This is a genomic window from Rhizobium sp. Root274 (genome assembly GCF_001429245.1).
Classification (GTDB): Bacteria; Pseudomonadota; Alphaproteobacteria; order Rhizobiales; family Rhizobiaceae; genus Allorhizobium.
In genome coordinates this window covers 277836-304128 of the sequence record NZ_LMJE01000008.1, presented here as the reverse complement: position 1 = coordinate 304128, position 26293 = coordinate 277836, and the positions used below count along the sequence as shown (strand labels likewise).

Annotated in this window: 26 protein-coding genes; 12 read left to right on the top strand and 14 right to left on the bottom strand. The window is 60.6% G+C overall.

The window, feature by feature from the left end; translation table 11 throughout:
• Positions 1–28 precede the first annotated feature (28 nt).
• The 3 genes from ASE36_RS16600 to ASE36_RS16590 all read left to right on the top strand — a co-directional run bounded on the left by ASE36_RS16600 (position 29) and on the right by ASE36_RS16590 (position 4191).
• Positions 29–742 carry an ABC transporter ATP-binding protein gene (locus ASE36_RS16600; protein ID WP_062282179.1) on the top strand — a complete coding sequence of 238 codons (714 nt, stop codon included), beginning with the start codon at positions 29–31 and terminating at the stop codon, positions 740–742.
• Positions 739–3285 carry an ABC transporter permease gene (locus tag ASE36_RS16595; protein WP_062282176.1) on the top strand — a complete coding sequence of 849 codons (2547 nt, stop codon included), beginning with the start codon at positions 739–741 and terminating at the stop codon, positions 3283–3285. The genes ASE36_RS16600 and ASE36_RS16595 overlap by 4 nt, the downstream gene beginning before the upstream one ends.
• Before the next feature lie 168 nt (positions 3286–3453).
• Complete coding sequence (locus tag ASE36_RS16590; protein ID WP_062282173.1) at positions 3454–4191, top strand: Bax inhibitor-1/YccA family protein; 738 nt, start codon at positions 3454–3456, stop codon at positions 4189–4191.
• Between the two features lie 150 nt (positions 4192–4341).
• On the opposite strand, the gene ASE36_RS16585 is transcribed toward ASE36_RS16590, so the two are convergent.
• From ASE36_RS16585 to ASE36_RS16570, 4 genes are all read right to left on the bottom strand, one after another.
• Positions 4342–4914 carry a CarD family transcriptional regulator gene (locus tag ASE36_RS16585; RefSeq protein ID WP_062282169.1) on the bottom strand — a complete coding sequence of 191 codons (573 nt, stop codon included), beginning with the start codon at positions 4912–4914 and terminating at the stop codon, positions 4342–4344.
• 382 nt (positions 4915–5296) lie between these two features.
• On the bottom strand, positions 5297–5635 hold the full coding sequence (fdxA, locus tag ASE36_RS16580) for a ferredoxin FdxA (RefSeq protein WP_062282795.1): 339 nt from the start codon (positions 5633–5635) through the stop codon (positions 5297–5299).
• 190 nt (positions 5636–5825) lie between these two features.
• Positions 5826–6236, bottom strand: coding sequence for an RNA-binding S4 domain-containing protein (locus ASE36_RS16575; protein WP_062282165.1), 411 nt, complete (start codon positions 6234–6236; stop codon positions 5826–5828).
• A gap of 1 nt (position 6237) precedes the next feature.
• Positions 6238–9288 carry a helicase-related protein gene (locus ASE36_RS16570; protein ID WP_062282162.1) on the bottom strand — a complete coding sequence of 1017 codons (3051 nt, stop codon included), beginning with the start codon at positions 9286–9288 and terminating at the stop codon, positions 6238–6240.
• 360 nt (positions 9289–9648) lie between these two features.
• Here ASE36_RS16570 and ASE36_RS16565 point away from each other — a divergent pair, with 360 nt between their 5' ends.
• From ASE36_RS16565 to ASE36_RS16560, 3 genes are read left to right on the top strand one after another with little or no spacing between them, the layout of a single operon-like run.
• Entirely contained in the window at positions 9649–10734 is a 1086-nt protein-coding gene (locus ASE36_RS16565; protein ID WP_320410155.1) for an alpha/beta hydrolase, read from the top strand.
• The gene (locus ASE36_RS22275) at positions 10667–10819 is read left to right on the top strand and encodes a DUF3309 family protein (RefSeq protein WP_082511155.1); all 153 of its coding nucleotides are present in this window, start codon (positions 10667–10669) and stop codon (positions 10817–10819) included. Before ASE36_RS16565 ends, ASE36_RS22275 begins: the two co-directional genes overlap by 68 nt.
• Before the next feature lie 23 nt (positions 10820–10842).
• A complete protein-coding gene (locus ASE36_RS16560; RefSeq protein ID WP_062282159.1) occupies positions 10843–11097 on the top strand; it encodes a glycine zipper domain-containing protein in 255 nt (84 codons plus the stop codon).
• Between the two features lie 243 nt (positions 11098–11340).
• Here the strand turns inward: ASE36_RS16560 and ASE36_RS16555 are convergent, their stop codons facing one another.
• On the bottom strand, positions 11341–12066 hold the full coding sequence (locus ASE36_RS16555; protein ID WP_062282156.1) for a beta-ketoacyl-ACP reductase: 726 nt from the start codon (positions 12064–12066) through the stop codon (positions 11341–11343).
• A gap of 158 nt (positions 12067–12224) precedes the next feature.
• Positions 12225–13406, bottom strand: coding sequence for an acetyl-CoA C-acetyltransferase (locus ASE36_RS16550; protein WP_062282153.1), 1182 nt, complete (start codon positions 13404–13406; stop codon positions 12225–12227).
• 226 nt (positions 13407–13632) lie between these two features.
• Between ASE36_RS16550 and phaR the strand changes: the two genes are divergently transcribed.
• Complete coding sequence (gene phaR / locus ASE36_RS16545) at positions 13633–14211, top strand: polyhydroxyalkanoate synthesis repressor PhaR (RefSeq protein WP_062282150.1); 579 nt, start codon at positions 13633–13635, stop codon at positions 14209–14211.
• Positions 14212–14255: 44 nt separating this feature from the next.
• On the opposite strand, the gene ASE36_RS16540 is transcribed toward phaR, so the two are convergent.
• The 4 genes from ASE36_RS16540 to mtgA form a co-directional block, all read right to left on the bottom strand.
• Positions 14256–14651, bottom strand: a complete 396-nt coding sequence (locus ASE36_RS16540; protein WP_062282147.1) for a hypothetical protein — start codon at positions 14649–14651, stop codon at positions 14256–14258.
• Positions 14652–14783: 132 nt separating this feature from the next.
• Positions 14784–14969: a 50S ribosomal protein L32 gene (gene rpmF / locus ASE36_RS16535; protein WP_016556742.1), complete on the bottom strand. Its 186-nt coding sequence runs from the start codon at positions 14967–14969 to the stop codon at positions 14784–14786.
• Between the two features lie 157 nt (positions 14970–15126).
• Positions 15127–15774 (bottom strand): glutathione S-transferase family protein, encoded by a 648-nt coding sequence (locus tag ASE36_RS16530; protein ID WP_062282143.1) that lies wholly within the window; start codon positions 15772–15774, stop codon positions 15127–15129.
• Positions 15775–15845: 71 nt separating this feature from the next.
• Positions 15846–16586 (bottom strand): monofunctional biosynthetic peptidoglycan transglycosylase, encoded by a 741-nt coding sequence (mtgA, locus tag ASE36_RS16525; RefSeq protein WP_082511153.1) that lies wholly within the window; start codon positions 16584–16586, stop codon positions 15846–15848.
• A 141-nt stretch (positions 16587–16727) separates the two neighbouring features.
• Between mtgA and ASE36_RS16520 the strand changes: the two genes are divergently transcribed.
• From ASE36_RS16520 to ASE36_RS16510, 3 genes are all read left to right on the top strand, one after another.
• Positions 16728–17642 carry a polyprenyl synthetase family protein gene (locus tag ASE36_RS16520; protein WP_062282137.1) on the top strand — a complete coding sequence of 305 codons (915 nt, stop codon included), beginning with the start codon at positions 16728–16730 and terminating at the stop codon, positions 17640–17642.
• A gap of 1 nt (position 17643) precedes the next feature.
• Positions 17644–18699, top strand: a complete 1056-nt coding sequence (gene hisC, locus ASE36_RS16515) for a histidinol-phosphate transaminase (protein ID WP_062282134.1) — start codon at positions 17644–17646, stop codon at positions 18697–18699.
• Positions 18700–18760: 61 nt separating this feature from the next.
• Positions 18761–19393 carry a LysE family translocator gene (locus ASE36_RS16510; RefSeq protein WP_062282131.1) on the top strand — a complete coding sequence of 211 codons (633 nt, stop codon included), beginning with the start codon at positions 18761–18763 and terminating at the stop codon, positions 19391–19393.
• A gap of 58 nt (positions 19394–19451) precedes the next feature.
• Here ASE36_RS16510 and ASE36_RS16505 read toward each other — a convergent pair whose 3' ends face one another.
• The 3 genes from ASE36_RS16505 to ASE36_RS16495 all read right to left on the bottom strand — a co-directional run bounded on the left by ASE36_RS16505 (position 19452) and on the right by ASE36_RS16495 (position 22138).
• Positions 19452–20117, bottom strand: coding sequence for an OmpA family protein (locus ASE36_RS16505; protein WP_062282128.1), 666 nt, complete (start codon positions 20115–20117; stop codon positions 19452–19454).
• A gap of 76 nt (positions 20118–20193) precedes the next feature.
• Positions 20194–21459, bottom strand: a complete 1266-nt coding sequence (gene ispG, locus ASE36_RS16500; protein ID WP_062282125.1) for a flavodoxin-dependent (E)-4-hydroxy-3-methylbut-2-enyl-diphosphate synthase — start codon at positions 21457–21459, stop codon at positions 20194–20196.
• A 91-nt stretch (positions 21460–21550) separates the two neighbouring features.
• Entirely contained in the window at positions 21551–22138 is a 588-nt protein-coding gene (locus ASE36_RS16495) for a TetR/AcrR family transcriptional regulator (protein WP_162244226.1), read from the bottom strand.
• A gap of 63 nt (positions 22139–22201) precedes the next feature.
• Between ASE36_RS16495 and ASE36_RS16490 the strand changes: the two genes are divergently transcribed.
• The gene (locus tag ASE36_RS16490; protein ID WP_062282118.1) at positions 22202–22660 is read left to right on the top strand and encodes a (2Fe-2S)-binding protein; all 459 of its coding nucleotides are present in this window, start codon (positions 22202–22204) and stop codon (positions 22658–22660) included.
• A gap of 2 nt (positions 22661–22662) precedes the next feature.
• Positions 22663–24939 carry a xanthine dehydrogenase family protein molybdopterin-binding subunit gene (locus ASE36_RS16485; RefSeq protein ID WP_062282115.1) on the top strand — a complete coding sequence of 759 codons (2277 nt, stop codon included), beginning with the start codon at positions 22663–22665 and terminating at the stop codon, positions 24937–24939.
• On the opposite strand, the gene ASE36_RS16480 is transcribed toward ASE36_RS16485, so the two are convergent.
• Positions 24936–26129, bottom strand: a complete 1194-nt coding sequence (locus ASE36_RS16480; protein WP_062282110.1) for an MFS transporter — start codon at positions 26127–26129, stop codon at positions 24936–24938. The genes ASE36_RS16485 and ASE36_RS16480 overlap by 4 nt on opposite strands.
• Positions 26130–26293: the final 164 nt, after the last annotated feature.

Genomic DNA, 26293 nt, shown 5'->3' with positions numbered 1-26293 from the left:
TGATCTCAACGATATAGGATGGCCGAGTGTGAGAAACACCATCATCGAACTGAAAAGCGCTGATCTCACCCTTGGCAATGCCGCCGCCTCCGTTCACGTTTTGCGGAGCATCGATCTCGCGATCAACGAAGGCGAAGCGGTGGGCATCGTCGGCCCGTCCGGCTCAGGCAAATCGACGCTCTTGATGGTGCTGGCCGGGCTTGAACGTTTGGACAGCGGCGAAATTATCGTGCGCGACACCCCGATCCATACGCTCAGCGAAGACCGGCTGGCAGATTTCCGCGGCCGCAATATCGGCATCGTCTTCCAGTCCTTTCATCTGATCGCCAACATGACGGCGCTGGAGAATGTCGCCATCCCGCTCGAACTCGCCAACGTCAGGAACGCGTTCGACATCGCCCGCAAGGAGCTGCAAGCCGTCGGCCTTGGCGAGAGACTGAGCCACTACCCGGGACAACTGTCCGGCGGCGAGCAGCAGCGTGTCGCCATTGCCCGCGCGCTTGCGCCCTCGCCCGCCGTTCTGATTGCCGACGAACCGACGGGCAACCTCGACACCGAGACCGGACGACAGATTGCGGATCTTCTGTTTGCCAAGCAGCAGGAGCGCGGCATGACTCTGGTGCTGGTCACCCATGATACGGCGCTGGCTGCCCGCTGCTCGCGTCAGATCCGGGTTGCCTCGGGCCAGATTGCCGGTGACAGCCATGCCGGACAGGCGCGGCTGACGACGGTGTCTGCATGACGGGTTTCGCCACGCGGCTATCAATCGCCTCTCGCATTGCGCTTCGCGAATTGCGTGGCGGACTGAGAGGCTTCTACATTTTTCTCGCCTGCATTGCGCTCGGCACCGGCGCAATCGCGGCGGTCAACTCTGTATCGACAGCTATCACCGATGCCATCTCGTCGGAGGGCCAATCGCTTCTGGCTGGTGATATCAGGCTGGAACTCGACAATCGGGAGGCAACGCCTGAAGAACTCGCCTTCATGAAGGGTTTCGGCACCGTTTCGGTCACGACCGGGCTGCGTTCCATGGCGCGGCTGGCGGATGGTTCGGACCAGTCGCTGGTCGAGGTCAAGGCCGTCGACGACTCCTACCCGCTCTACGGCCGCCTCGTTGCCGCGCCCGACCGTCCTCTGGCAGAACTGCTCGCGGCTGACGGCGATGTCTACGGCGCCATCGTCGCGCCGCTCCTTTTGGAGCGGATGAACAGCAGGGTCGGCGATGAATTTCTTCTCGGCAATGCCCGTTTCCGCATCACGGGCACCATCGTGACCGAGCCCGACGCGGTTTCCGATGGTTTTGGCTTTGCGCCGCGTTTTCTCACCAGCCGAAAGGCGCTCTTTGCAAGCGGCCTCGTCGCGACCGGCAGTCTGGTCGAACATGCCTACAAGATCCGCTACAATGACCCGACGACCAATCCGGACACGGTCCGCAGCCGAGCCCAGGCGGAGTTCCCGTCCGCCGGCTGGTCGATCCGCAGCAGCGATCGTGCAGCCCCGGCCCTCACCGAGAATGTCGAGCGGTTCTCACAGTTCTTGACGCTGGTCGGCCTGACGGCTCTGGTCGTCGGCGGTGTCGGTGTCGCCAATGCGGTACGCGCCTTCCTCGACTCAAAGCGCACAGTCATCGCGACCCTGAAATGCCTGGGCGCTCCTGCCTCCGTCGTCGTGCTGGTTTATCTTATCCAAATCACTCTGGTCGCCCTTGTCGGGATCGCCGCTGGCCTGGTGCTCGGCGCCGCCGCCCCACCGATCACCGCAAGCTATCTTGCCGGGATCCTGCCGATCTCAGCCGAGGCAAAACTATATCCCCAGGCCCTGGCACTGGCAGCGATCTTCGGCATCCTGGTGACCTTCGCCTTCGCCATTCTGCCCCTCGGTCATGCCCGTAAAGTTCCGGCCACGGCCCTCTTCCGCGAACAGGGTTTCGAAGCCTCCGGCCTTCCGTCCTGGCCTTACCTGCTAGCGATGGCGCTCTCCCTCAGCGCGCTGGCAGCCCTGGCCATCTTCACCTCGGATCAACGCCGCATCGCCGCGATCTTCCTCGCCGCCATGGCCGCAGGCTTCGTCCTGCTGCGCCTCGTTGCCTATGTGGTCGCCTGGCTCGCCCGCCACAGCCCGCGAAGCCATTCGGCAGCGCTCAGACTTGCCATCGGCAATATTCACCGCCCCGGCTCGTTGACGGCCTCCGTCACCCTCTCGCTAGGCCTCGGCCTCAGCCTGCTCGTCGCGCTCGCCCTGATTGACGGCAATCTGCGCCGCGAACTGACCGGCAGCCTGCCGGAACGGGCCCCGAACTTCTTCTTCGTCGACATCCAGGGCAGCGAAGTCGACGACTTCCGCACGCTGGTCGAAGGGCTCGCTCCAGAAGGCAAGCTCGTCGAAGTACCAATGCTGCGGGGGCGCATTCTTGAGCTGAATGGCACCGACATCGCCAAGATGGACGTGCCTCCGGGCGGCCGCTGGGTCCTCCGCGGCGATCGCGGCCTGACCTACGCGACCAACATCCCTGAGAACAGCTCCGTGACCGAAGGCGAATGGTGGCCGAAGGACTATGCCGGAGAGCCCCTTGTGTCATTTTCCGAGCGGGAAGCTAGGGAACTCGGGCTGAAGATCGGCGATACGATCACGGTGAATGTACTTGGTCGGAATATCACGGCGAAGATCTCGAACTTCCGGGCCGTGCAATGGGAAAGCCTGTCGATGAACTTCGTCATGGTGTTTTCGCCCAACACTTTCGCTGGCGCTCCGCATGCCTGGCTGGCCACGCTGATCGAACCGAACGCATCGGCCACCGACGAGGCCGCCGTATTGCGCTCAGTGACGCAGCGTTTTCCCACCATTACCACGGTACGCGTCAAGGATGCTCTCGACATGGTCGACAAGCTGGTCGGGCAGCTAGCAACGGCCATTCGTGCGGCAGCAGCCGTTGCCCTCATCGCCTCGGTGTTGGTTCTCTCCGGGGCGCTGGCCGCCGGCAATCGCGCGCGTACCCACGACGCCGTCATCCTGAAGACGCTCGGGGCGACGCGCGCCATGCTCATCCGGGCGTTCACTTACGAGTACATGCTGCTCGGCGCCGCAACGGCCGTCTTCGCCCTCGTCTCCGGCGGCGGCATCGCCTGGTATGTGCTGAGCCAGATCATGAAACTGCCATCGAATTTCCTTCCAGACGTAGCGGTCATGACGATCGTGATCTCGCTGGTTATCACCATCGGGATCGGACTGGCCGGCACCTGGCGGATCCTTGGCCAGAAAGCAGCCCCCGTCCTGCGGGAACTCTAGCGAGAGCGGCAGGCCGGCGCTTGCCAATGATTACCGCGATTTAAGGCTACGGGTCTTGTTCCCCGGGCCTTTCCATCTCATATTGATGCTACGCATGCTGGGCTTCGCAGCGGCGCGGGGGTCATTCCGGCCCCACCGTCAAACATCGGAGCTTTGAGAGAGGAAATCATGTCCGAACTTCGCAACTATCAGAGCCGCACGGGCCAAGCCCAGTCGGCCACGATGATCGACGAAGGTCTGCGCGCCTATATGCTGAAGGTGTATAACCTGATGGCGCTCGGCCTTGCCATCACCGGTATCGCAGCCTTCGCAACCTTTCAGATGGCCGTTTCGAACGGTCAGTTGACCGGCTTCGGTCAGGCCATTTTCCTGAGCCCGCTCAAGTGGCTGGTTATCCTGGCGCCGGTCGCCATGGTCTTCTTCCTGAGCTTCCGCATCGAGAAGATGAGCGTTTCGGCTGCACAGACGACCTTCTGGGTTTACGCGGCCCTGATGGGTCTGTCGCTGTCGTCGATCTTCCTGATCTACACGGGCGCAAGCATCGTTCAGACCTTCTTCGTAACGGCCGCTTCGTTCGGCGCCCTGTCGCTCTATGGCTACACCACCAAGCGTAGCCTCTCGGCCGTGGGTTCGTTCCTGATGATGGGTCTGTTCGGTCTGATCATCGCGTCGCTGGTCAACCTGTTCATGGCCTCGTCCGCTCTGGATTTTGCCATCTCGGTGATCGGCGTACTGATCTTCGCAGGCCTGACCGCCTACGACACCCAGTCGATCAAGGAATCCTATCGCGAGTCGCATTCGAGCGACGCCGCCGGCCGCCTGGCCATTATGGGCGCCCTTCGTCTGTACCTCGATTTCATCAACCTCTTCCTCTTCATGCTCCGCTTCCTTGGAAACCGGAACTGATTACGGACGGTTTGAGCAGTCAGTCAAACCCCGCTTCGGCGGGGTTTTTCTTTGCCTGGTATTCAGAGCGATCATCCACAAAGCAAGGCACAAAAAAACCTCCGGCTCACACCGAAGGTTTTTCAGGAATGCAGTTGAATGAAGAGAGGCTTAAGCGGCTTCTTCCTGCGTATCGTCTTCCTCGATGGTCTTGCCGCGCTTCGGGCCCTTGGCGAGGTTGACCTCGACCAGGCGAACGGCTTCCGTCTCGGACATCTTGTTCACGGCAGCGATTTCACGAGCCATACGGTCGAGAGCAGCTTCATACAGCTGGCGCTCAGAGTAGGACTGCTCCGGCTGGTTCTCGGCACGATAGAGATCGCGCACGACTTCTGCGATGGAGATCAGGTCACCGGAATTGATCTTGGCATCATATTCCTGGGCGCGGCGCGACCACATGGTGCGCTTGACGCGGGCCTTGCCCTGCACGACCTTCAGCGCGCGCTCGACGAAGTCGGTCTCGGAAAGCTTGCGCATCCCGATGCTCACAGCCTTCGCGACCGGAACTTTCAGGCGCATCTTGTCCTTTTCGAAATCGATGACGAAAAGTTCGAGCTTCATGCCCGCGACTTCTTGCTCATCGATTGCGGTGATGGTACCGACGCCGTGGGCCGGGTATACGATCGACTCACCGGTTTTGAAGCCATGGCGCGCCGAGGAATTTTTCTTCTGCTGGGTCGTCATTCTATTCAAACACTCCCTGTTTTGCTCCCGGCATGATGCCGGCGCCGGGTCGGTCAGGCCCGGATGAGATGGAGAAGCCGCAAGGTCTGCCATCCTGATCCTGTCCGTCACAGAAAAACATCACCCTCGTCGCGACGGCGACACGACACGAAGTGTCGTCTATGTCACGTGAACCGCGTCGGTGGTGAAGTTGCTTTCGTGATGGCTTAGGGCACAGAAGTGCCACAAAGTGGAACAGTTCCAAGACGCTATCACAAAAAGACGAGGAAATCAATATTTTAGTGCAACGCGCCATAAAGCTGGCGCACTCGGCGCCAGATTCTGTCCAGAGAGATGAAAATTAAGGCAGCTTAGCCGGGCGACACTGGCGACATCGAGAGGTTCAGTCGCCGGAACCCGGCTGTTCGGAGAAGTACTTTTCGAATTTGCCGTCAACGCCGTCCATTTCCTTGGCTTCCGCCATCGGTTCTTTCTTCACCGTGATGTTTGGCCAAATCTTCGCATAGTCCGCGTTGATCTTGAGCCACTTGTCGAGGCCCGGTTCGGTATCCGGCTTGATGGCCTCAGCAGGACATTCCGGCTCGCAAACGCCACAATCGATGCATTCGTCCGGATGAATGACGAGGAAGTTCTCGCCTTCGTAGAAGCAATCGACCGGGCAGACCTCGACACAATCGGTGTATTTGCAGCGTATGCAGTTGTCAGTGACGATATAGGTCATGCGGCACTCCAGAATGACGTTCGCAAACGACAGGAAGAGAACGAACACGGTGTTCCGTCGAGGCTGGGAAAGCCGGAACGGGAGCTTGCGCCCCACCGGATGTCTGTCGGACAGCGTTGTGAGCTACTGTGTTATCGGAATCAAGGCAAGGATAAACAATCCGCAATTCCGCCGCAGGTGGACAAATTTTCTAATCGTCCGACCAATCCAGCCCTGGACGCAGATCCCGCAAGGCTCGGCCCTCCTTTTTGGTAGGGCGACCTGACCCCGGAGCTCGGACCGCCTGCTCGAGTGCCGTGAAGGGCTTCTTCTCCCTGGGCGGGCTCAGATCCTCGTAGAGAAGGCGCGCTTCTTCGTAAGGACCGCGCCTTTCGCCAGGAAGCTTGACGACCAGCACGAGATCCCGGTCCGGCATGGCGATCTCGAGCCGATCACCAATCTTGAGGCCATGGCTCGGCTGGCGAACAGTCGCACCGTTGACCTTCACATGACCGGCGGAGACACGCTCCTGAGCAAGGCTGCGTGATTTTGCCACACGGGCGAAGAACAGCCACTTGTCGATGCGCTGACGCGAACCGCTTTGTGGCTGTTTGTCACCCATGTCACTTCTTCATCTGTTCCTTGAGTGCTGCCAGCTTGGCAAAGGGTGAATCCGGATCGACAGGCTTCTCCTTGCGGGGCGGTTTCGCCTCGAAGCGAGCCGGCTGCGACTTGTTGTTGTCACGCTCCGGACGCGGGCCGCGATCCTTGCGGTCGCCCCGGTCCTGCCGTTCACCCTTGCCGGCAAACTTGCCGCGATTGTCGTCACCGCGTTCGCCACGGTTGTCAGAACGTCGGTCATCGCGACGCTGGTCACCACGCGGCTCGGCGGAGGAAGTGCGTTCGCCACCCGCAGCCCGCTGGCCCTGGCCTGCGCCACGACGGTCACCCGCAGGGCGTCCAGCGGGACGCTGGTTGTCGTTACGACCACCGGGGCGCCACAAGAGAACCGGCTTAGGCTCGGTCTGCTCAGCGGCAGCGGCATCTTCCGCAGCAGCGACGTCGGCCACAGGAGCTTCCGTCGGCGCAGATGTCTCGGCAACAGCTTCGGGCGTGACCGCTTCCGTCTCGCCGTCAGCAGTCGACTGATCGGCATCATCGACGCTATCAGTCTCCGGCTTAGCAACCTCTGCCGGCTCCGTGCTGCTCGGCTTCTGGGCCGCGAGGAAGGCTGCTGCCTCTTCGGCACTCACGCTATCGGCGCGATAGCCGAGACCCTTCAGGATCTCTTCCATATCGTCGGGAGTGGCGCCCAGGATCGAGAGCATCGCCGTGGTAGTGACGAAACGACGACCGTCATAGGCCCCTTCCGGACGGGCCGTCGTGCCCGGCTTCCACTGCAGCAGCGGACGGATAAGGTCTGCCAGACGTTCCAAGATGTCGATACGCACCGCGCGCTTTCCGAGGAAGCGGAAGCCGGCGAGCTTGTAGAACATGCGCTCATAGCTCGCATCGGTCACGACGGAGGTGCGACCAGCGGCCAGAACCGGGATCAGATCCCCATAGCCCGCCTTGTCGAGGCCGTCATTCTTCAAAGCCCAGAGCAGTGTGATCAGCTCGGCAGGCGCCGGCTTCAGCAGCGCCGGCATGAAGATGTGGTAGGCGCCGAAGCGAACGCCGTAGCGGCGCATGGACGCACGCCCATCCTGATCCAGCGACTTGACGTCGTCGGCAACATCGCGGCGGAAGAGGACGCCGAGGTTCTCGACGAGCTGGAAGGCCAGACCCTTGGCAAGACCCTGCAGGTCTTCTGCACGCGACAAATCGTCGAGCGGCTTGAGCACGGTCGAGATGTGATGATTGACAAAGCGCTCGATGCGGGCGGCCACGTGATCACGGGCAGCACCGGTCAGCTGTTCATCAGCGAGAACGATCACACGCGGGTGGAGAATATGGTCGGTGCCAACGAGGCGAGCAACCGGATCACCGACCCAGCGCACGAGGCCATCGGAGCCGATCGCGAGATCGCCATTGCCGGACGCATGCAGGCGCGCAGCACGTGCTTCGAATTCCAGCGCCAGCGCACGATGGGCCGCAGCCTCTACGGCTTTCGCATCCGGACCATCCATGCCGGAAATCGGCGTGAACCGGAAACCGGAGAGTTGTCCCATGGCATGGCCTTCCACGAAGACATCGCCGTTCACACTGATTTCAGCTTCCAACATTGCATTCTCTCTCAAGCGCTTCATGAGCACAGATGTCCTGCGATCAACAAAGCGTTTCGTCAACCGTTCATGTAACGCATCGGACAATCGGTCTTCGATTTCCCGCGTCTTTTCTTGCCAGTGTGTCGGATCGGCAAGCCAGCCGGGGCGATTCGACACGTAAGTCCAAGTTCTTATCTGCGCAATTCGTGCAGATAACGTATCGATTTCGCCGTCTGTGCGATCCGCTCGACGGACCTGATCAGCGAGAAAATCTTCATTCACCGTGCCGCGCCGAACCAGATCGAAATAAAGGCTCTGAATCAGATCCGCATGCTGTGCCGGCGTAATGCGCCGATAGTCGGGCAGAGCGCAGGCCTCCCACAGCTTTTCCACGCGATCAGGCCGATCTGCGATATCCGCAATCTCCGGATAGCGGGAGAGAAACTCCAAGGCTTGCTGGTCCGTCGCCGGCAGGGCCCTGGTCAGCCCCTCGATCCTCGGCACGGCATCAAGACTGCGCTGCAGAGCAGTAACCGAGGAGTAGTCGAATTGTGCCGTCCGCCACTGTAAAACTTTGACCGGGTCGAAGACATGCGTTTCCAGACGCTCGACCAGCTCATCATCGAAGGGATTGACGCGTCCCGTGACCCCGAAAGTGCCATCCTTGATGTGCCGCCCGGCGCGACCGGCAATCTGACCAAGCTCAGCGGAGTTCAAATTGCGGAACTGATAGCCATCGAACTTGCGATCCTGGGCGAAAGCAACGTGGTCGACATCAAGATTGAGGCCCATGCCGATCGCGTCGGTGGCAACCAGATATTCGACATCGCCTTCCTGATAGAGACCGACCTGGGCATTGCGGGTGCGCGGGCTGAGCGCGCCGAGCACAACGGCCGCCCCGCCACGCTGGCGGCGGATCAGTTCGGCGATCGCGTAGACTTCGTCGGCCGAGAACGCGACGATGGCCGTTCTCTGGGGCAGGCGGGTAATCTTCTTTTGACCGGCATAAAACAGCTGTGAAAGGCGTGGTCGCTCGACAATCGTGATCCCCGGCAGGAGTTGCAGCAGGATTGACTTCATCGTCGCCGAGCCAAGCAGCAGCGTTTCCTCGCGGCCACGCAGATGCAGCAGCCGGTCGGTAAAAATGTGTCCGCGCTCCAGATCGCCGGCAAGCTGCACCTCGTCGATTGCGACAAAGGCGACTTTGGTCTCGCGGGGCATGGCCTCGACAGTACACACCGAGAAACGGGCATTCGGCGGGCTGATCTTTTCCTCGCCGGTCACCAAGGCGACGTTCTTGACACCGACGCGCTCGACCACACGGGTATAGACCTCACGCGCCAACAGGCGCAGCGGCAGGCCGATCATGCCCGAGCCGTGCGCAACCATGCGTTCGATCGCAAAATGGGTCTTGCCCGTATTGGTCGGCCCCAGAACGGCAGAGACGCCGCGACCGCTCAAAATCATGGGGTGGGTATTCAATGACCGCTCCAACTTGTCGGACGCCTGTCTCCTCGACACCGGCAGACCTTGGCCAACACATGGCGATGATCACCGGCAAAGGCAAGCCGCTTGTCCCATGGGCGGGGCAATTGATCTCAAACCTCTGATCTGACTCGGTATTTTCGTTAAGGAACAACCGGCGAACGAATCGGAGACGAATCGCTGACTCGTCTGAATCCGATTTTGTTCACGGCTAGATGTGGAAACACACCCGTCTTCGCACCACCAGATGCTGAATCTGCATGTCCGCCAAGGCAGGTCGATCGGCACGGCGTTCCGCCAAGGGAACCTCGATCTTGTTCCGCACGTTGCGGGGTTGAGGTGATGATGATGACGCTAACGCCCCCGCCCGCCCATTGGATCGGATCAAATGAAACCGATCAGAACTTCGTGCTGATCCATGGAATGGTCATGGCTCCTTCTTTCTGGGAGGCCTATGCGCCCGAGGTCGTGCGACGGGGACATTCACTCGGCTATCCGTTGCCCGGTCATCATCCATGGCATCTCGATGAACCCGGTCAGCCGCCTGAAGCCCGTCAGGTCGCGCGAGCCTATGCCAAAGCCATCAGGCGCGATTTCGCAGGTGCCCCGGTCAATCTCATCGGCCATTCGACCGGCGGCTTCGTGGCACTGCTGATCGCCCGCGACTATCCGGAACTGGTGCGCTCAGTCGTCATGATCGGCGGCTTTGCCTGCGGCCGCTTCGAGGGGCAGGAGCGGCTCGCCGCACGCCTGCTGCGCGCACCCCACATAGGGCCCTTCCTGTTTCGCCAATTTTTCAAGCGCTGGATTTCGACACCGGAGCAGTTTCGCTGGGGCTCGATCGAATGCGTTTTTGACCGCAATTGCCCCTGGCAGGACGAGGAAGCGGTCAATGCGATGGAGGAGGTCCGCCGGCAATTGGCGCAGGCGCGGCCTGAAGACATTGCCGCCTGCATCCGTTTTATGTCGGATACCACGCTCCTGAGGGATCTGGGTGGCATCCGGGTGCCGGTTCTGAACATCGTCGGCGCCAATGACGCGATTGTCCCACCGGAGCATCAGTTGCGGGTTTCGCGCTTGATGCAACGTGTTCAAACCGTTGTCTTCAGTCGCTGCGGACACCTGCCGATGGTGGAGCATCAGGAGCGGACAGACCAGGTGATCGGCGCCTTCGTCGACGGGCTGGAGGTTCTTTCCCCGCAGGCACCTCAAGAGAACAACCGGTCGTTCGCCCGCGCGGCCGCGAGTGAAACGCTACGGCTGCTTGCGGGGGCAGCGCGCCGGCGGGAACAAAGTTCTGCCGGTCGCGTTCACTCCGCACAAGACGCAATGTTCCACATAGGCTTAGGAGAGGCCCCCCATGAGTACAATTCTCATCGTCATTTTGATTCTGCTGCTGATCGGCGCATTGCCGAGCTGGGGCTATAGCCGCGGCTGGGGTTACGGCCCGTCGGGGGGTCTTGGACTGGTACTGCTCATCCTCATCATCCTGATGTTGATGGGTCGAATTTAAACTCTAGGGAAAAGGAAACGACGATGAAAAAGACCCTTCTGGCATTGGCATTGATCGCCCCTCTCGCTTCTTGCACGCAAACCGAACGCGGTGCCGGCATTGGTGCTGCTTCCGGCGCCATCATCGGTGGCGTTGCAACCGGCAATGTCCGTGGTGCAGCAGTCGGCGCAGCTGTCGGCGGTGTCGCTGGCGCTCTGATCGGCAACTCGCAGGAACGTGCCGGTTACTGCGTCTATCGCGATCGCTACGGCCGCACCTACGAAGCTCGCTGCCGCTAACAGTATTGACGTCACAGAAAAGGCCGCCGAACCCATGTTCGGCGGCCTTTTCTGTTTCGGCGTTAACCTCTCGATCAAAGCCGGAACGAATCAGCGACGAATCGCAGACGCAGGTGTTTTCTCGTTTCGTTCACCGCTAGATGATGTGGAATTACAACTGCTTAACCATAGGAAGCGGTGGATATTAAGAGTTCTGGCCGTGCTCCTCCGCGCTGTTCCTTAACAGCTTACGGTCGATTGCGATCAGACGAAGAACTGACCACCATTCGCAGAGATCGTCGATCCCGTGATGAAACCGGCATCATCGGACGCAAGAAATACCACGCAGCGCGCAATTTCCTCAGGCTCTCCGAGGCGACCAACGGGGATCTGCGGGATGATGCGCTCGTTCAGGACCTTTTCCGGGATCGCACGCACCATCTCGGTGCCAATATATCCGGGGCAGATGGCGTTGACTGTAATTCCCTTGGCGGCACCCTCCTGGGCTAGCGCCTTGGTGAAACCCAGATCACCCGCTTTTGCGGCGGAATAATTGGCCTGCCCCATCTGGCCCTTCTGCCCGTTGATCGAGGAGATGTTGATGACGCGACCGAAATTGCGATCGCGCATGCCGCTCCACAGCGGATGGGTCATGTTGAACAGACCGGTGAGGTTTGTGCCGATAACCTCCCCCCACTGCTCCGGGGTCATCTTGTGGAACATGGCGTCGCGCGTAATGCCCGCATTGTTGACCAGGACTTCAACCGGGCCGAGCGCCGCCTCGACGGCAGCAATGCCCTCGGCGCAAGCCTGATAGCTGGACACGTCCCACTTGAACACGGGTATGCCGGTTTCGGCTTCGAAGGCCTTGGCCTTTTCCTCATTACCCGCGAAGTTGGCTGCGACCTTGTACCCGGCCGCCTTCAATGCGATTGAAATCGCCGCTCCGATCCCGCGCGTGCCGCCGGTCACCAAAGCTACTCTGCTCATCGTCAGTCCTCCCCTTATCGGTTCTTCGCGTTCCCGTTCCGTGGTGTGTGTGTCAGGCGATATCTTCCGCCTTGGCACAAGAATGTCGTCCCCGGTTCGCGACCGGGAAAGACAATATCAATGGATGAACTGCTGGCGAAAACGCCACGCCTTCAATCTCAGAGAGCTTCGAGGCACATGGCGACGCCCATGCCACCGCCGATGCAGAGCGTGGCGAGACCCTTCTTGGCGCCGCGGCGTTTCATCTCGAATACAAGCGTGTTGAGGATGCGCGCACCCGACGCACCGACCGGATGGCCAATCGCAATGGCACCGCCGTTCACGTTGACGATCGAGGTATCCCAGCCGAGGTCCTTGTTGACTGCGCAGGCCTGGGCAGCGAAGGCTTCGTTGGCTTCGACCAGATCAAGGTCGGAGATCTTCCACCCGGCCTTTTCAAGAGCTTTGCGCGATGCCGGGATCGGGCCGGTGCCCATGATCTTCGGATCGACACCCGCCGTTGCCCAAGAGACAATGCGTGCAAGCGGCGCGATGCCGCGACGCGAGGCTTCAGCCTCGGTCATCAGCAGGGCAGCGGCGGCGCCATCATTGATGCCGGACGCGTTGCCGGCAGTCACGCTGCCTTCCTTGTCGAAGGCGGGCTTCAGCTTCTGCATGCTTTCGAGCGTCGCACCGATCCGAATGTATTCGTCCTGATCGACAGTGACATCACCCTTGCGGCCGGGCACGATGACCGGCACGATTTCGTCCTTGAAGCGGCCGGCAACCTGAGCCGCTTCCGCCTTGTTCTGGGAGGCGACCGCAAACGCGTCCTGCTCCTCACGGGTCAGCTGCCACTGGCGCGCCACGTTTTCTGCGGTCGTGCCCATATGATAGCCGTAAAAGGCATCCGTCAGGCCATCCTTGATCATCGTGTCGACCATCTTCAGGTCGCCCATCTTGGTGCCATTGCGCAGATGCGCGCAATGCGGCGCCATGGACATGGATTCCTGCCCTCCGGCGATGATGATCTTGGCGTCGCCAGTCAGGATCTGCTGCATGCCGATGGCAACGGCGCGCAGGCCCGAACCGCACAGCTGATTGAGGCCCCAGGCCGTTGCTTCCTGCGGAATGCCGGCCTTCATCGCAGCCTGTCGAGCGGGGTTCTGCCCCTGGCCTGCCGTCAGGATCTGTCCGAGGATGACTTCGTCGACCTCGCCGGCCTCCACGCCCGCACGCTCAAGCACGGCCTTGATGGCCACGGCCCCGAGATCATGTGCGGCAACGGATGACAGGGCACCATTGAACGAACCGACCGGCGTTCTGGCGGCGCTGGCGATGACGATGGACGGACTGGTCATGGACGTCTCCTCCGAAATGTTGTGTTTCGAAAGAAACTGTCAAAGACTGCCGCCGGTGTCAAACAGGATAAACCCCGCCGGATCGTTCTTTGGTTGCAAGGTCCTGTCTTTCGTCAATTCGCTTTCGTGCATTGCACAAAGAGATTGTCACCAGCTCTCATTTGCGCTTACATTCATCACTGGGAAGAGCAAAAATAACCGAAAAACGACGGGTTAGGAGACCGCAATGGCCAAAGCCGATGGCGAAATCGTTATCAAGAAATACGCCAATCGACGCCTCTATAATACCGGCACGAGCACTTACGTGACGCTTGAGGACTTGGCCAAGATGGTCAAGAAGGGCGAGGATTTTCTGGTGCAGGACGCCAAGTCCGGCGAAGACATCACGCACTCTGTCCTGACCCAGATCATCTTCGAACAGGAGTCAAAGACGGGCAATACGCTACTCCCGATCTCTTTCCTGCGCCAGCTGATCAGCTACTACGGCGATCAGATGCAGATGGTGGTGCCGAGCTTCCTGGAGCACTCGATGAAGGCCTTCACCGAGCAGCAGACCCAGATGCGCGAGCAGATGACCAAGGCCTTTGGCGATCATCCACTGTCGAAGAATCTGCAGATGCCGATCCAGTTGTTGGAAGAACAGGTCAAGCGCAATACCGAGATGTTCCAGCAGGCGATGCAGATGTTCTCGCCCTTCCTCGGCGGTCAGCAACCTGCCAAGGAGACCCGCAAGGCCGAAGCCAAAGACATTGATGAATTGAAGGAGCAGCTGCGCTCCCTGCAAAGCAAGCTCGACAATCTCTGAGACGAAAGGCCCCGCTCCGGGGCCTTTTTTATTCTTCGATCAGATCAGAGCCCGATCGACACGTCTCGTCCGGCGGCCCGGTTGGAAATCGTGAAACCAGCGACGACGTCGATGAAGGCGATCACCATCAGCGTGAAGAAAAGCTGCGTGGCTGCATCCCTGACCAGCAGGAACTCGACGAGAAACACGACGAAGACCAGCATGGAGAGCATATGATTAATGAGCGAACCGCGATTGCTCATCGTCGCCTTCAAGACTTCGAAGAACAGCGCGGCCAGCGCCGTCAGCACGACGACATCACCCAAGGTGATTGTCCAGAGGGCGCCCGAGAGCATCGGCACCGTGACAAGCGTGGCGGCGAAAGAAGGTAGACCACTTCCCAGCATGACGGCGTTGTAAAAGACGAACGGCACGATCATCAAGGGTATGGCGACAAACATCAGACATCCTTCCTCACCTGGAGTTCACGCCCGTCCGGCGGCCTTCTCCTGCGTGAGTTAACAATGTCTTGACTAAAAAAGTAAAGGCCGGCGCTAAGGCCGGCCTTCAACAAACAGGATGTCACGCAGAAATTATGCGCTTTCCTTCGGCGTCAGAACCTGACGGCCGCGATACATACCGGTCTTCAGATCGATATGGTGCGGGCGACGCAGTTCGCCGGAATTCTTGTCCTCGACATAGGTCGCGGCCTTCAGGGCGTCCGCAGAACGGCGCATACCGCGCTTCGACGGGCTTGTTTTTCTCTTCGGTACAGCCATTTTCGTTACTCCACGTGACGGTGCAAAACAGGTTTAGCGGCCTCGATGAGGCCGGACAGAACCTGTCGCGAACTCGGATTTTGGCGGGCTTATACATGTCCGGGAGGGGTTTGACCAGTCCCCGGCTCGATTTTTTCGGCCCCTCCCGAATGACGGTTCAGGCTTCGTCTTCGGGCACGATCCAGGTTTCTGCAAGTGCTGCCATCTCCCAGGCTCGCCAGGCGGGATGGGCTTTCACCGCCGCCATGTAATCAAGCGTCTCTGGAGCACTGACGAGATCATAGGCAGAAAACCGATTGACCACCGGAGCAAACATCGCGTCGGCCGCGCTGAAGGCGCCGAACAGGAAGGGACCACCGGACAGCTGTCGCATGTCGCGCCAAATCTCCTCGATCCGCTGCACGTCAGCCTGAACGCCCTCCGGTAGGTCGATCGCCCTGACCGGCCGACGTATGTTCATCGGGCAAGCGCCCCGCAGAGCGCGAAAACCGGAGAGCATCTCCATGGAAATCGACCGCGCCATGCTCCGCCGGGCGGGATTATCCGGCCAAAGCCCGGCGTCGGGAAAAAGCTCGGCAACATATTCGATGATAGCGAGCGATTCCCACACCCTGACAGGGCCATGGTGCAAGACCGGAACCCGTCCAGTGGGAGACAGGTCGCGAAACTGTGGGCTCGTCGCACCGGGGCCGAACGGGATCAACTCTTCACGAAAGGGAATACCGGCAGCCGTCAGGGCGATCCACGGACGGAAGGACCAGGACGAGTAGTTCTTGTTGGCGATATAGAGGACGAGATCGGACATGGGCACCTTCCCTTCAGATGAAAGCGACGTTAGCCGCATCTGAGGCAAACGACCAACGAGACTTGCTGATCTCAATCATAGAGACAGGTGATGTATTCGCCCGATCGCTTTGCCCGGCGGTCGACGACATTGGCCAGCCGTTGCATGCCCTTGCCCGGCTTGCTGGCCACCCGATCAATCGGGTTGGGGAGCGCGACGGCGAGCAGTGCAGCCTGGCGGGCGCTGAGCTTGGCGGCGGAGGTTTTGAAATGGTACCGAGCCGCAGCCTCGATACCATAAATGCCTGGCCCCCACTCGGCGATGTTGAGATAGATCTCCATGATCCGCTCCTTGGGCCAGACAGCGTCAGCTGCAAGCGCCAGCGGCAATTCGAGGCCCTTGCGGACAAATGAGCGACTGTTCCAGAGAAACAGGTTTTTGGCCGTCTGCATGGGTATCGTGCTGGCACCCCGGGTCGCCTCGCCAGCGAGCGCATCATCGACGACGCCCTTCAGCTGCCCCCAATCGACGCCGTTATGGATGCAGAACTGCCCGTCTTCGGACATCATCACGGCGCGCACGACATTCGGCGAGATATCCTCGAAATCCACCCAGCGGCGATCATAACCCTGGAATGTCAGGAGATCTGCCAGCATCAGGGTGGAGACGGGGTGGATGAAATCGAGCCGGTAGACGAGGATCAGAAAATAGGGTGCGCAAAGGAAGGCGACGACACCGATGGCGATCCGACGCCATAGTCTCGAGCGCTCCTGGCCTTCCTCAACCGGGGCTTCCTCCGTCTCCTGCTCCAAAACCTGCACGTCCGCTGTCAAAGAAGATCGATCCACTCATCTCGGGGGCTCGCCTGTCATACGCATCCTCTTGACGATTGACCAGTAGAGCAGGGCCAAACTCAGGGGACTGTGACGGAATTTCCCGTTGCCACTCCTGGGGTGCCGTGCGAAATAGCCCGCATGGGCCCGTCTTCGACTACTTTCGAACAGAATCTCGCACGCCACGCAGCTTCGGTGGAAGCCCGCCTGGGCTTGCTCCTTGATGCGCGGCCTCGCGCTGGAGAGATCGCACGTCCACAGAGACTGATCGAGGCCATGCATTACGGTGCATTGAACGGCGGCAAGCGCCTGCGGCCCTATCTGTTGCTCGCCGCGACACGACTGTTCGGCGGCAATGAAGAAGCCGCCCTTCAGGTCGGTTGCGCGCTGGAATGTCTGCACAGCTATTCGCTCGTCCATGACGACCTTCCGGCCATGGACGACGACGACCTGCGTCGCGGCAAGCCGACCGTTCACATCGCTTATGACTATGCCACCGCAATTCTCGCAGGCGACGGCCTGCTGACTTACGCTTTTGACATCATCACGTCACCGGAAACGCCGCTGCAGGATAGCGCGAAGGCAACGCTCGTCCTTGAACTCGCCCGTGCAGCCGGAATAGGCGGCATGGCAGGCGGTCAGGCGCTTGATCTTGCAGCCGAAACACAAACGCCCGACGAAGCCGGCATCGTCCTGCTGCAATCGATGAAAACCGGCGCGCTCCTGCGGTTTGCCTGCGAAGCCGGCGCCGTCATCGCTGGCCGGGACGCCGAAGACCGGGCCAAACTGCGCCGGTTTGGAGAAGTGATCGGGCGCGCGTTTCAATTGGCGGACGATCTGCTCGATCTGACGGCAGACGCGGCCACCATGGGCAAGGCAACCGGAAAGGACGCGGCAAAGGGCAAAGGCACGCTGGTGGCCCTCAAAGGTCAGGCCTGGGCAGAAGCCGAACTAAAGCGTCTGGTAACCGCTGCCAGCGACGAACTCGCCACCTATGGAGACGCGGCCACGGCCCTCATCGAAGCAGCCCGCTTCATCGCATACAGGAAGAACTGACATGAGCCGTTTCTGGTCCCCTGCCGTCCACAATCTGGAACCCTATGTGGCCGGTGAACAGCCGAAGATCCCGGGGCTGGTAAAGCTGAACACCAACGAAAATCCCTTCGGCCCGTCGCCGCGGGTGCTGGAGGCGATCTCGGCCGCTTCGGGTGATCGCCTGCGGCTCTATCCGGACCCTTCGTCGTCCCGCCTGCGCGAGACACTCGCCCGGAACTTCGGTCTCGAAGCCGATCAGGTCTTCGTTGGCAACGGCTCGGATGAGGTTCTCGCCTTCACCTTTGCAGCCCTTCTCAAGCACGACAAGCCACTGCTCTGCTCTGATATCACCTACAGCTTTTACAAAACCTATGCCCGGCTCTTCGAAATCGCTGTCGAGGAAGTGCCGGTGGATGATGCGATGCTTATCCACATCGGCGATTACAACCGCCCCTGCGGCGCGATCATCCTTGCAAACCCGAATGCCCCGACAGGCATTGCCTTGCCCCTGTCTGAGATCGAGGCACTTGTCGCATCTCATCCGGATCAGGTGGTGGTTATCGACGAAGCCTATGTCGATTTCGGCGCCGAGACTGCCGCAAGCCTCATCCCGCACTATGAAAACCTGCTGGTGGTTCACACCTTCTCCAAGTCCAGGTCGCTCGCCGGGCTCCGCATCGGCTTTGCCCTTGGGCAACGTCCGCTCATCGAGGCGCTGGAGCGGATGAAGGACAGCTTCAATTCCTATCCCTTGGACACACTTGCCCAGGCCGCTGCGACTGCGGCTGTCGAGGATAAGGCCTGGTTCCAGCAAACCCGGGATCAGATCATCGCCAATCGCGACATGGTAACGGACGCGCTGAAGACGCGTGGTTTCGAAGTGCTGCCATCTTCGGCCAACTTCGTCTTCGCCCGTCATCCGGCTCATCAAGGTGCCGAACTCGCCCGTGGCTTACGCGAACGCGCAGTCCTGGTTCGCCACTTCGCCAAGCCGCGGATCGGGGATTATCTGCGCGTGACCATCGGCACTGCCGAGGAATGCCATCAGTTTTTGACCGCGATCGATCAAATCATCTGACGTGTACATGGGACGTGCGCGGGCTAGGTTGTAAGACCTTCCCCCACGATCGGAGCGTCCCATGCAAGTCATCCTCGAAAACCTGCCGCAGGTCTTCAGCGCCTATCTGGTCTATCTGGTGGCAGTGCTCAGCCCAGGTCCAGCGACCATGGCGATCGCATCCGCCTCTCTCGGTCAGGGACGGCGGCACGGATTTACCATGGCCGCGGGTATCTTCTGCGGCTCGATGACCTGGGCTCTGGCCGCCTCGGCTGGTCTCGCGACCGTGCTCACCCAGTATGCCCATGCCGTGACCGCGTTGCGGATCATCGGCGGCCTTTATCTGCTTTACCTGGCTTTCCGCGCCTTCCGCTCGGCGGCGAGTGCGACGGACCCGATGGCAAAAGGCGCCATCGCGACAAGCTTCGGACATACCTTCCTGCGCGGCTATGCCATTCACCTGACCAACCCGAAAGCGATCTTCGCCTGGCTTGCGATCCTCTCTCTCGGACTGCCGGTCGGTGCCACCGGTGGAACGGTGGCCGTGATTGTCGCGGGATGCCTGACGACCGGTTTCACCGTGTTCATGGGATATGCCTGGCTCTTCTCTTTACCCGGTGCACTCCGAGCTTATCGATCCGCGCGCCGCTATATCGAGGGCACTCTTGCCGTCCTCTTCACGGCTGCGGGTACGCGATTGCTTCTCCAGCACTGAAATGAAAAAGGGCGCCGCTTGTGGCGGCGCCCTTAAGACTTCGAACAAGACTATTGGTTCAGCCCTGCTTGAGCGGCGAGATCTGGATTTCGACGCGACGGTTCTGGGCGCGGCCCTCCGGCGTGGCATTGGACGCGATCGGCTGGCTCGGACCGAACCCGAGCGACGAGACGCGACGCGGATCGACGCCCTGGCCGTTGAGGTAGCTGGCCACCGACATGGCGCGACGCTCCGACAGCGCCTGGTTATGCGCAAGGCTGCCGGTCGAATCGGTGTGGCCGTTGATGTCGATCAGGGTCTTGTCGAACTTGCGCAGAACGATCGCGACGGAGTTCAAGGTCGGATAGAACTGCGGCATGACCGCATCCTGATCGGTGGCGAAGGTGATGTTGGACGGCATGTTCAGGATGATTCGGTCGCCAACGCGCGTGACCGAGATGCCAGTGCCCTGCAACTGCGCACGAAGCTCCGATTCCTGCTGATCCATGTAGTTGCCGATGGCGCCACCGGCCAATGCGCCGATACCGGCACCGATGAGCGCGGCATTGCGCCGCCCGACGGGCGAACCACCGACAGCCAGACCGCCCAGCGCCCCGACCGCTGCACCAATGGCAGCGCCGCCGGCCGTGTTCGAAACCTTCTGCTGTCCCGTATACGGGTCCGTCGTCGTGCAGGCACTCAGATAGGTCGCGCACAGCGCGACGATGGCGATCTTCTTGATCATGCTCGATGTCCCTCCAAGAACAGGCTGATGATTCCTGAACAGGGAAATTACGGCAACAAAAAGTTGCCGCACAGCCTCATTCTGCTGCCGAGCGTCGGCCGTATCGTTTCTCGATGTAGTCGCCGACCAGTGCTTCGAAATCGGCCGCGATGTTGGGACCCCGCAGGGTCATCGCCTTCTCCCCATCGATGAACACGGGTGCTGCCGGATTTTCGCCAGTACCCGGCAGCGAAATGCCGATATCGGCATGTTTGCTTTCGCCGGGACCGTTGACGATGCAGCCCATGACCGCCACGTTAAGGCCCTCGACGCCGGGATACTTCTCGCGCCAGACCGGCATGTTCTTGCGCAGATCGTCCTGGATCTTCTGGGCGAGCTCCTGGAAAACGGTCGACGTCGTGCGTCCGCAGCCGGGACATGCCGCAACCACTGGCACAAACTGACGGAACCCCATGACCTGCAGGAGTTCCTGCGCAACCTGCACTTCGCGGGTGCGATCCCCGTTCGGTTCCGGCGTCAGTGACACACGAACCGTGTCGCCGATCCCGTGCTGCAGGACGTAACCCATGGCGGCAGACGAGGCGACAATACCCTTGGTGCCCATGCCGGCTTCGGTCAGACCGAGATGCAAGGCATGGTCCGAGCGATCGGCGAGCATTTGATAGACGGCGATCAAATCCTGCACCTGGCTGACCTTGGCGGACAGAATGATGCGGTTGCGCGGCAGACCGATTTCTTCGGCCAGTTCAGCCGACAGCAGCGCCGACTGCACGATCGCCTCGCGCGTCACTTGGCGGGCTGACAGCGGCGATCCGTTCTCGGCATTGGCGTCCATCAGCCGGGTCAGCAGTTCCTGATCGAGCGAGCCCCAGTTGACGCCAATGCGCACCGGCTTGTCATAGCGGATCGCCATTTCGACGATCTCGGCGAATTGCTTGTCCTTCTTGTCCTTGAAACCGACATTGCCCGGATTGATCCGATACTTGGCGAGAGCTTCCGCACAGGCGGGATGATCGGCGAGCAGCCGGTGCCCGATATAGTGGAAGTCGCCGATCAGCGGCACATCCATGCCGAGACGCAAAAGGCGCTCGCGGATTTTCGGGACGGCCGCAGCACTTTCGTCCCGGTCGACGGTGATGCGAACGACTTCCGAGCCAGCCTTAAATAGCGCGGCCACCTGGGCGACGGTCGAATCCACATCAGCTGTATCGGTGTTGGTCATCGACTGAACGACAACCGGAGCGCCACCCCCGATGATTACCCCGCCGACGTCGACGGCAACGGAGGCACGACGTGGCTTCGGATCATAGGCATCGGCGGATGGAATGGTTCCTGCGAACATGGCTCAATCTCTGCGCACCTTCGAACGTTGCTCTGGAGGTGGATCAAAGCTCGTCGCTTGTCAACCGGACCTGCGTCCCGATTGCCTCGCCTCAGCGGGCGAGGATCGGACCAAGCGTGAGTGTCAGAAGCTGCGGAATGGCTTCCGCCACCTCCTCAATGCTCTGCCGGCGGGATTTCATGCCCTGGATGGCATCGATCATCAGCGAGGCAATAACCACGGCGGAAAGTCCTGACGGAATTGTGATGGCCTTCGTGTCGGCGGCATGCGTGAGCGCAAGCGCTATCTCCGCCTCCACAGCTTTCATCCAGGCGAGAAAGAGGTCAGCTGCAAATTCGTGGCTGGTGTCGAACAGTTCGGCCCCATGCGCTGTCTCCAGAATCTTCTGATGCGGCACGATGATGCCTTCATGCAAGGCAAGCGCAATCGCTTCGCTGAGCGGCAGGGCTTGCCTCAGACAAGCACTGACCTTCAGGCGCGTATCCTCCATCATCGCCAGCATCAGCCCGCGGAAGATGTCCTGCTTGTTGCGAAAATGGATGTAAAGCGCGGGCCGCGAGAGACCCACAGCCTGGGCAATGTCGTCCATGGTCGTACGTTTGAACCCATAGCTGACGAAGGTGCCGTAAGCCGCCTGAAGAATGAGCGCCCGCCGCTCGTCTGCGTTCCCGTCTGTCATGATTGACAAATTGACGATTTTTGTCATTCTGTCAACATCGTCAGAGCTAGGGAGGATTGGGCTGTGCACATCACGGTGAATGGAGTGGACCACCTGCTGGAGGCAGAAGCCGACATGCCCTTGCTCTGGGCTCTGCGGGACGAGCTCAAGATTCTCGGTCCCAAGTTCGGCTGTGGCGCAGGCCTTTGCGGTGCCTGCACTGTGATCATCGAAGGACAAGCTGTGCGGTCTTGTCAGACGGCAGTGGGCGACGTGGCAAGCCCCGTCAGGACAATAGATGGTCTCGCTTCTGCCGGCAGCCTTCACCCTGTGCAGCAGGCCTGGATGGATGAGCAGGTTGCCCAGTGTGGCTATTGCCAGGCCGGCCAGATCATGAACGCCGTTGCCTTGCTCGAAAACAATCCAAAGCCCACGGATGCCGATATCGACGAGGCCATGTCCGGCAATCTCTGTCGCTGCGGCACCTATCCCCGCATCCGCGCCGCCATTCATCGCGCCGCTGGCGAACGGGCTGGAGCGTGATCATGGGCAAGCTAGGAACTCTGACACGCCGCGGCTTCCTGTTCGGCGCCGTCGCCCTCACCGGCGGCGTCGCCTTCGGTTATTATCGCTATGCCTCACCGCTTCCCAATCCGTTGCAGGACGGGCTCGCCGATGGGGAAGTCACCTTCAACCCCTACCTCAAGATCTCGCCAGACAACCGGATCACGATCATCACGCCGCGCGCTGAGATGGGTCAGGGTGTGCAGACGACGCTCGCTACATTGCTCGCCGAAGAACTCGATGTGTCACTGGATCAGGTGACGACAGAACACGGGCCGGCCGCCGCCGCCTATTTCAATGCCGCAGCGATGACCGATGGGGCGCCGGTTCCGAAATTCGATGAGGGCGCCATTGCCGAAACCCTGCGCGGCACAATCGGTGTCGTCGCGAAACTGGTCGCGATCCAGTTCACCGGCGGCTCCAGTTCGATGATCGATCACTTCGAGAAGCTTCGGCATGCGGGTGCGCAGGCCCGCGAAAGCGTGAAGCTTGCAGCGGCCGCGCGCTGGAACGTAAAAGCCGATACCCTGCGCACGGAAAGCGGGCGTGTCGTCGATCCCGCCTCCGATCGGAGCCTGACCTATGGCGAACTCGCCGGTGACGCAATCGCCCTCGCCCCCTCCGCTACCCCGAGCCTGAAGCCGAAGGCAGACTGGAAACTCCTAGGCAAGGCTCAGCCACGCACGGATATGATGGCCAAGGTCACCGGCGCGCCAATCTTCGGCGTTGATGTCGATCTGCCGGATATGCTCTACGCCACGGTCCGAATGAACCCCAGCCCCGGCGGCGGCGTGAAGCGCTTCGACGCGGAAGCGGTCAAAGCCATGGTCGGCGTGCAGGATGTCATTGCCATAGACAGTCCTTACGGCCACGGCGTCGCCGTCATCGCCGACAACACCTGGCGTGCCTTTCAGGCAATGGGCGCGCTGGAAATTGAGTGGGAGACGGCATCCATTCCTGCGACTTCAGCAGAGATGGAAAGCCTGCATACAGCAGCGCTCGACGGGGAGCAGGGCTTCACATTGCGCACGCTCGGGGACCCCGACCTAGCCTTCGCAGATGCCGATCAGGCCTCGGTCATCGAGGCGGAGTATGACGTGCCCTTCCTGTCGCACGCAGCGATGGAACCAATGAATGCAACGGCATTGGTGACGGCAGAGAAGGTCGAGATTTGGGCACCGAACCAGGGGCCTACCCTCATCCAGACCGTGGCGCAAAGGATCACCGGCCTGCCGCCTGAGAAGATCGCCGTGCACACCACCTTTCTCGGGGGCGGCTTCGGCCGCCGTATCGAACCGGACTACGCAGATTATGCCCTCCGCGTTGCTGCACACGTGAAGGGGAGACCGGTTAAACTAACCTGGACACGCGAGGAGGACATGGGCCACGGACCCTATCGGCCCATGGCCAAGTCCCGCTACAGGGGTCTGGTGGACAAGGACGGCATGCCAAAGGCACTGGTCGGCTCGATCGCATCGCCCTCTGTGGTCGCGAGTGCGCTCGGTCGCTACTATCCGGATCTGCCGATCGGCGGTCCGGACAACACGCTGATCGATGGTGCCTATAACCAACCTTATGACATCTCCAACTATCGCGTGGACGGGCGCAAGGTCGGGCTTGCCGTGCCTGTCGGTTTCTGGCGCTCCGTCGGCTTTTCCTACAACACCTTCATGCATGAAAGCTTCATCGATGAACTGGCCCATGCTGGCGGCAAGGACCCGTTGCAGCTGCGCAAGACGCTTTTGTCCAAGCAGCCGGCAGCTTTGGCTGTGCTGGAAAAGGTCGAGGCTCTTTCGAACTGGAACACACCCTTGCCGAAAGGCCGCGCCCGCGGCGTTGCCTTTGCGCTTTCCTTCGGAACATGGGTCGCGCAGGTCGTCGAAGTCGAAGAGCATGAAGGCGCCATTCGTGTCGCCCGCGTCGTCTGCGCCGCAGATCCGGGCATCGTGCTCGATCCCCGCAACTTCGAAGCTCAGATGATGTCCGGCATCGTCTATGGTCTGTCGGCAGCCATCAAACAGCAGATCAGCTTTGCCGATCACGTGGTCGAGCAGTCGAACTATCACGACCACGACGCGCTGCGCATGGTCGAGTGCCCGGCAATCGAAATCGCCCTTCTGGAAAACTCGTCTTTCCTGGGTGGTGCAGGAGAGCCCGGAACTCCGCCCGTTGCCCCTGCACTCGCGAACGCGATCTTCGCTTTGACCGGCAAGCGCCACCGGCGCCTGCCACTGTCGACGGAGATAACTTTCGCTTAAGTCGCAGCGACCCGGTCTGCGTAGCGGGCGAGGTGCGACAGAGCGAGCACCACCAGCAACAAAGCGGGAATCGCCGTGTAGACCGTCGAAAGCGTCGTGTGCTCGGCCACGAAGCCGATCAACGACGGGGCAAACAGAATGCCGGAATAGCCCATCGTGGTAACGACGGAGAGGCCGACGCCCGGTACCAGACCCGGGATATTGCCGGCGGCGGAGAAGGCGATCGGCACCATGTTGGAAATGCCGATCCCGGCGATCGCGAAGCCTACCAGGGCAAGCGCGACGCTGTCCGAGCGGCCGGCAATCAAGAGCCCAATAGTCGCAAGCACGCCGCAGACCCGCAGCGTCTTCACTCCACCGAAGCGGTCACGCACGAAGTCGCCGGCGAAACGGCAGGCAGCCATGGTGAGCGAGAACGCGGCGAAGGCAAAACCGGAAATTTCCGTTGGCGCATTGAGCTCATTGCGCAGGTAGAGCGCGCTCCAGTCGAGCACGGTACCCTCGGGAACCATGCAGAACAGCGCTATGAGGCCGATCAGCCATGGCAAAGGGGTCAGCGGAAGCCTGGCCCGCACCGGCTCTTCGCTCGGATGCGGCGCGTCGGCGAGGATCATCGGCCGCGCCACCAGGAACAGCAGAACGGCAAGCCCAGCCAGCAGAAGAACATGGCCCATCACCCCGACGGTCGCGATCAGCGTTCCGCCCGTCGCGGCACCGAAGAGCCCGCCAAGGCTCCAGAACGCATGACAGGAGGACATGATCGAGCGTCGCATTTGCCTCTCGACTTCAACTGCATTGACGTTCATCGCCACATCCATGGCGCCGGTCAGGCCGCCGAATAGGAAGATGGCGATCGCGCCGCTCCAGACGCTGTCGACCAGTGTGATAAACACGATTGTCGGAATGTAAAGCAACGTCGTGATCTGGACGACCTGACGCGATCCGAAGCGGGCAATCTGCATGCCGGCGATCGGCATCATCACCAGCGATCCGACGCCGAAAACGAACAGCATGAGTCCCAGCATCGATTCTGTCAGGCCGAGCGCTTGCGAGAAGAACGGAATTTTCGGTGCCCAGGCACCCATCACCATACCGTTGAGGAAGAATAGCAGCGCAACCGCCGCCCTCTCCCGCGTGACGATCGGAGCAGGCCTCTGGGACGCCGCTGTGACGGATGCCGTGTCGTTCATGTCTTCCTCCATGCAACCGGCGGCACTCTACTTAAATCGATTTAAAGGACAATAATTCAGCGGCTCTCCCACCATAACATTTTGTTTCCATCGATGAGGAACGTTTGATGCAGTATCGGCAATTGACAGCAACCAAGAGAGCCGCGAGAGATATGCACCCGCCT

Bases quoted from the DNA above. Each gene is read 5' to 3' on its own strand.
- ASE36_RS16595 (WP_062282176.1), top strand. From the start codon at position 739: ATGACGGGTTTCGCCACGCGGCTATCAATCGCCTCTCGCATTGCGCTT.
- ASE36_RS16590 (WP_062282173.1), top strand. From the start codon at position 3,454: ATGTCCGAACTTCGCAACTATCAGAGCCGCACGGGCCAAGCCCAGTCG.
- ASE36_RS16585 (WP_062282169.1), bottom strand. From the start codon at position 4,914: ATGACGACCCAGCAGAAGAAAAATTCCTCGGCGCGCCATGGCTTCAAA.
- fdxA (WP_062282795.1), bottom strand. From the start codon at position 5,635: ATGACCTATATCGTCACTGACAACTGCATACGCTGCAAATACACCGAT.
- ASE36_RS16575 (WP_062282165.1), bottom strand. From the start codon at position 6,236: ATGGGTGACAAACAGCCACAAAGCGGTTCGCGTCAGCGCATCGACAAG.
- ASE36_RS16570 (WP_062282162.1), bottom strand. From the start codon at position 9,288: ATGATTTTGAGCGGTCGCGGCGTCTCTGCCGTTCTGGGGCCGACCAAT.
- ASE36_RS16565 (WP_320410155.1), top strand. From the start codon at position 9,649: ATGATGATGACGCTAACGCCCCCGCCCGCCCATTGGATCGGATCAAAT.
- ASE36_RS22275 (WP_082511155.1), top strand. From the start codon at position 10,667: ATGAGTACAATTCTCATCGTCATTTTGATTCTGCTGCTGATCGGCGCA.
- ASE36_RS16560 (WP_062282159.1), top strand. From the start codon at position 10,843: ATGAAAAAGACCCTTCTGGCATTGGCATTGATCGCCCCTCTCGCTTCT.
- ASE36_RS16555 (WP_062282156.1), bottom strand. From the start codon at position 12,066: ATGAGCAGAGTAGCTTTGGTGACCGGCGGCACGCGCGGGATCGGAGCG.
- ASE36_RS16550 (WP_062282153.1), bottom strand. From the start codon at position 13,406: ATGACCAGTCCGTCCATCGTCATCGCCAGCGCCGCCAGAACGCCGGTC.
- phaR (WP_062282150.1), top strand. From the start codon at position 13,633: ATGGCCAAAGCCGATGGCGAAATCGTTATCAAGAAATACGCCAATCGA.
- ASE36_RS16540 (WP_062282147.1), bottom strand. From the start codon at position 14,651: ATGTTTGTCGCCATACCCTTGATGATCGTGCCGTTCGTCTTTTACAAC.
- rpmF (WP_016556742.1), bottom strand. From the start codon at position 14,969: ATGGCTGTACCGAAGAGAAAAACAAGCCCGTCGAAGCGCGGTATGCGC.
- ASE36_RS16530 (WP_062282143.1), bottom strand. From the start codon at position 15,774: ATGTCCGATCTCGTCCTCTATATCGCCAACAAGAACTACTCGTCCTGG.
- ASE36_RS16520 (WP_062282137.1), top strand. From the start codon at position 16,728: ATGGGCCCGTCTTCGACTACTTTCGAACAGAATCTCGCACGCCACGCA.
- hisC (WP_062282134.1), top strand. From the start codon at position 17,644: ATGAGCCGTTTCTGGTCCCCTGCCGTCCACAATCTGGAACCCTATGTG.
- ASE36_RS16510 (WP_062282131.1), top strand. From the start codon at position 18,761: ATGCAAGTCATCCTCGAAAACCTGCCGCAGGTCTTCAGCGCCTATCTG.
- ASE36_RS16505 (WP_062282128.1), bottom strand. From the start codon at position 20,117: ATGATCAAGAAGATCGCCATCGTCGCGCTGTGCGCGACCTATCTGAGT.
- ispG (WP_062282125.1), bottom strand. From the start codon at position 21,459: ATGTTCGCAGGAACCATTCCATCCGCCGATGCCTATGATCCGAAGCCA.
- ASE36_RS16495 (WP_162244226.1), bottom strand. From the start codon at position 22,138: ATGACAGACGGGAACGCAGACGAGCGGCGGGCGCTCATTCTTCAGGCG.
- ASE36_RS16485 (WP_062282115.1), top strand. From the start codon at position 22,663: ATGGGCAAGCTAGGAACTCTGACACGCCGCGGCTTCCTGTTCGGCGCC.
- ASE36_RS16480 (WP_062282110.1), bottom strand. From the start codon at position 26,129: ATGAACGACACGGCATCCGTCACAGCGGCGTCCCAGAGGCCTGCTCCG.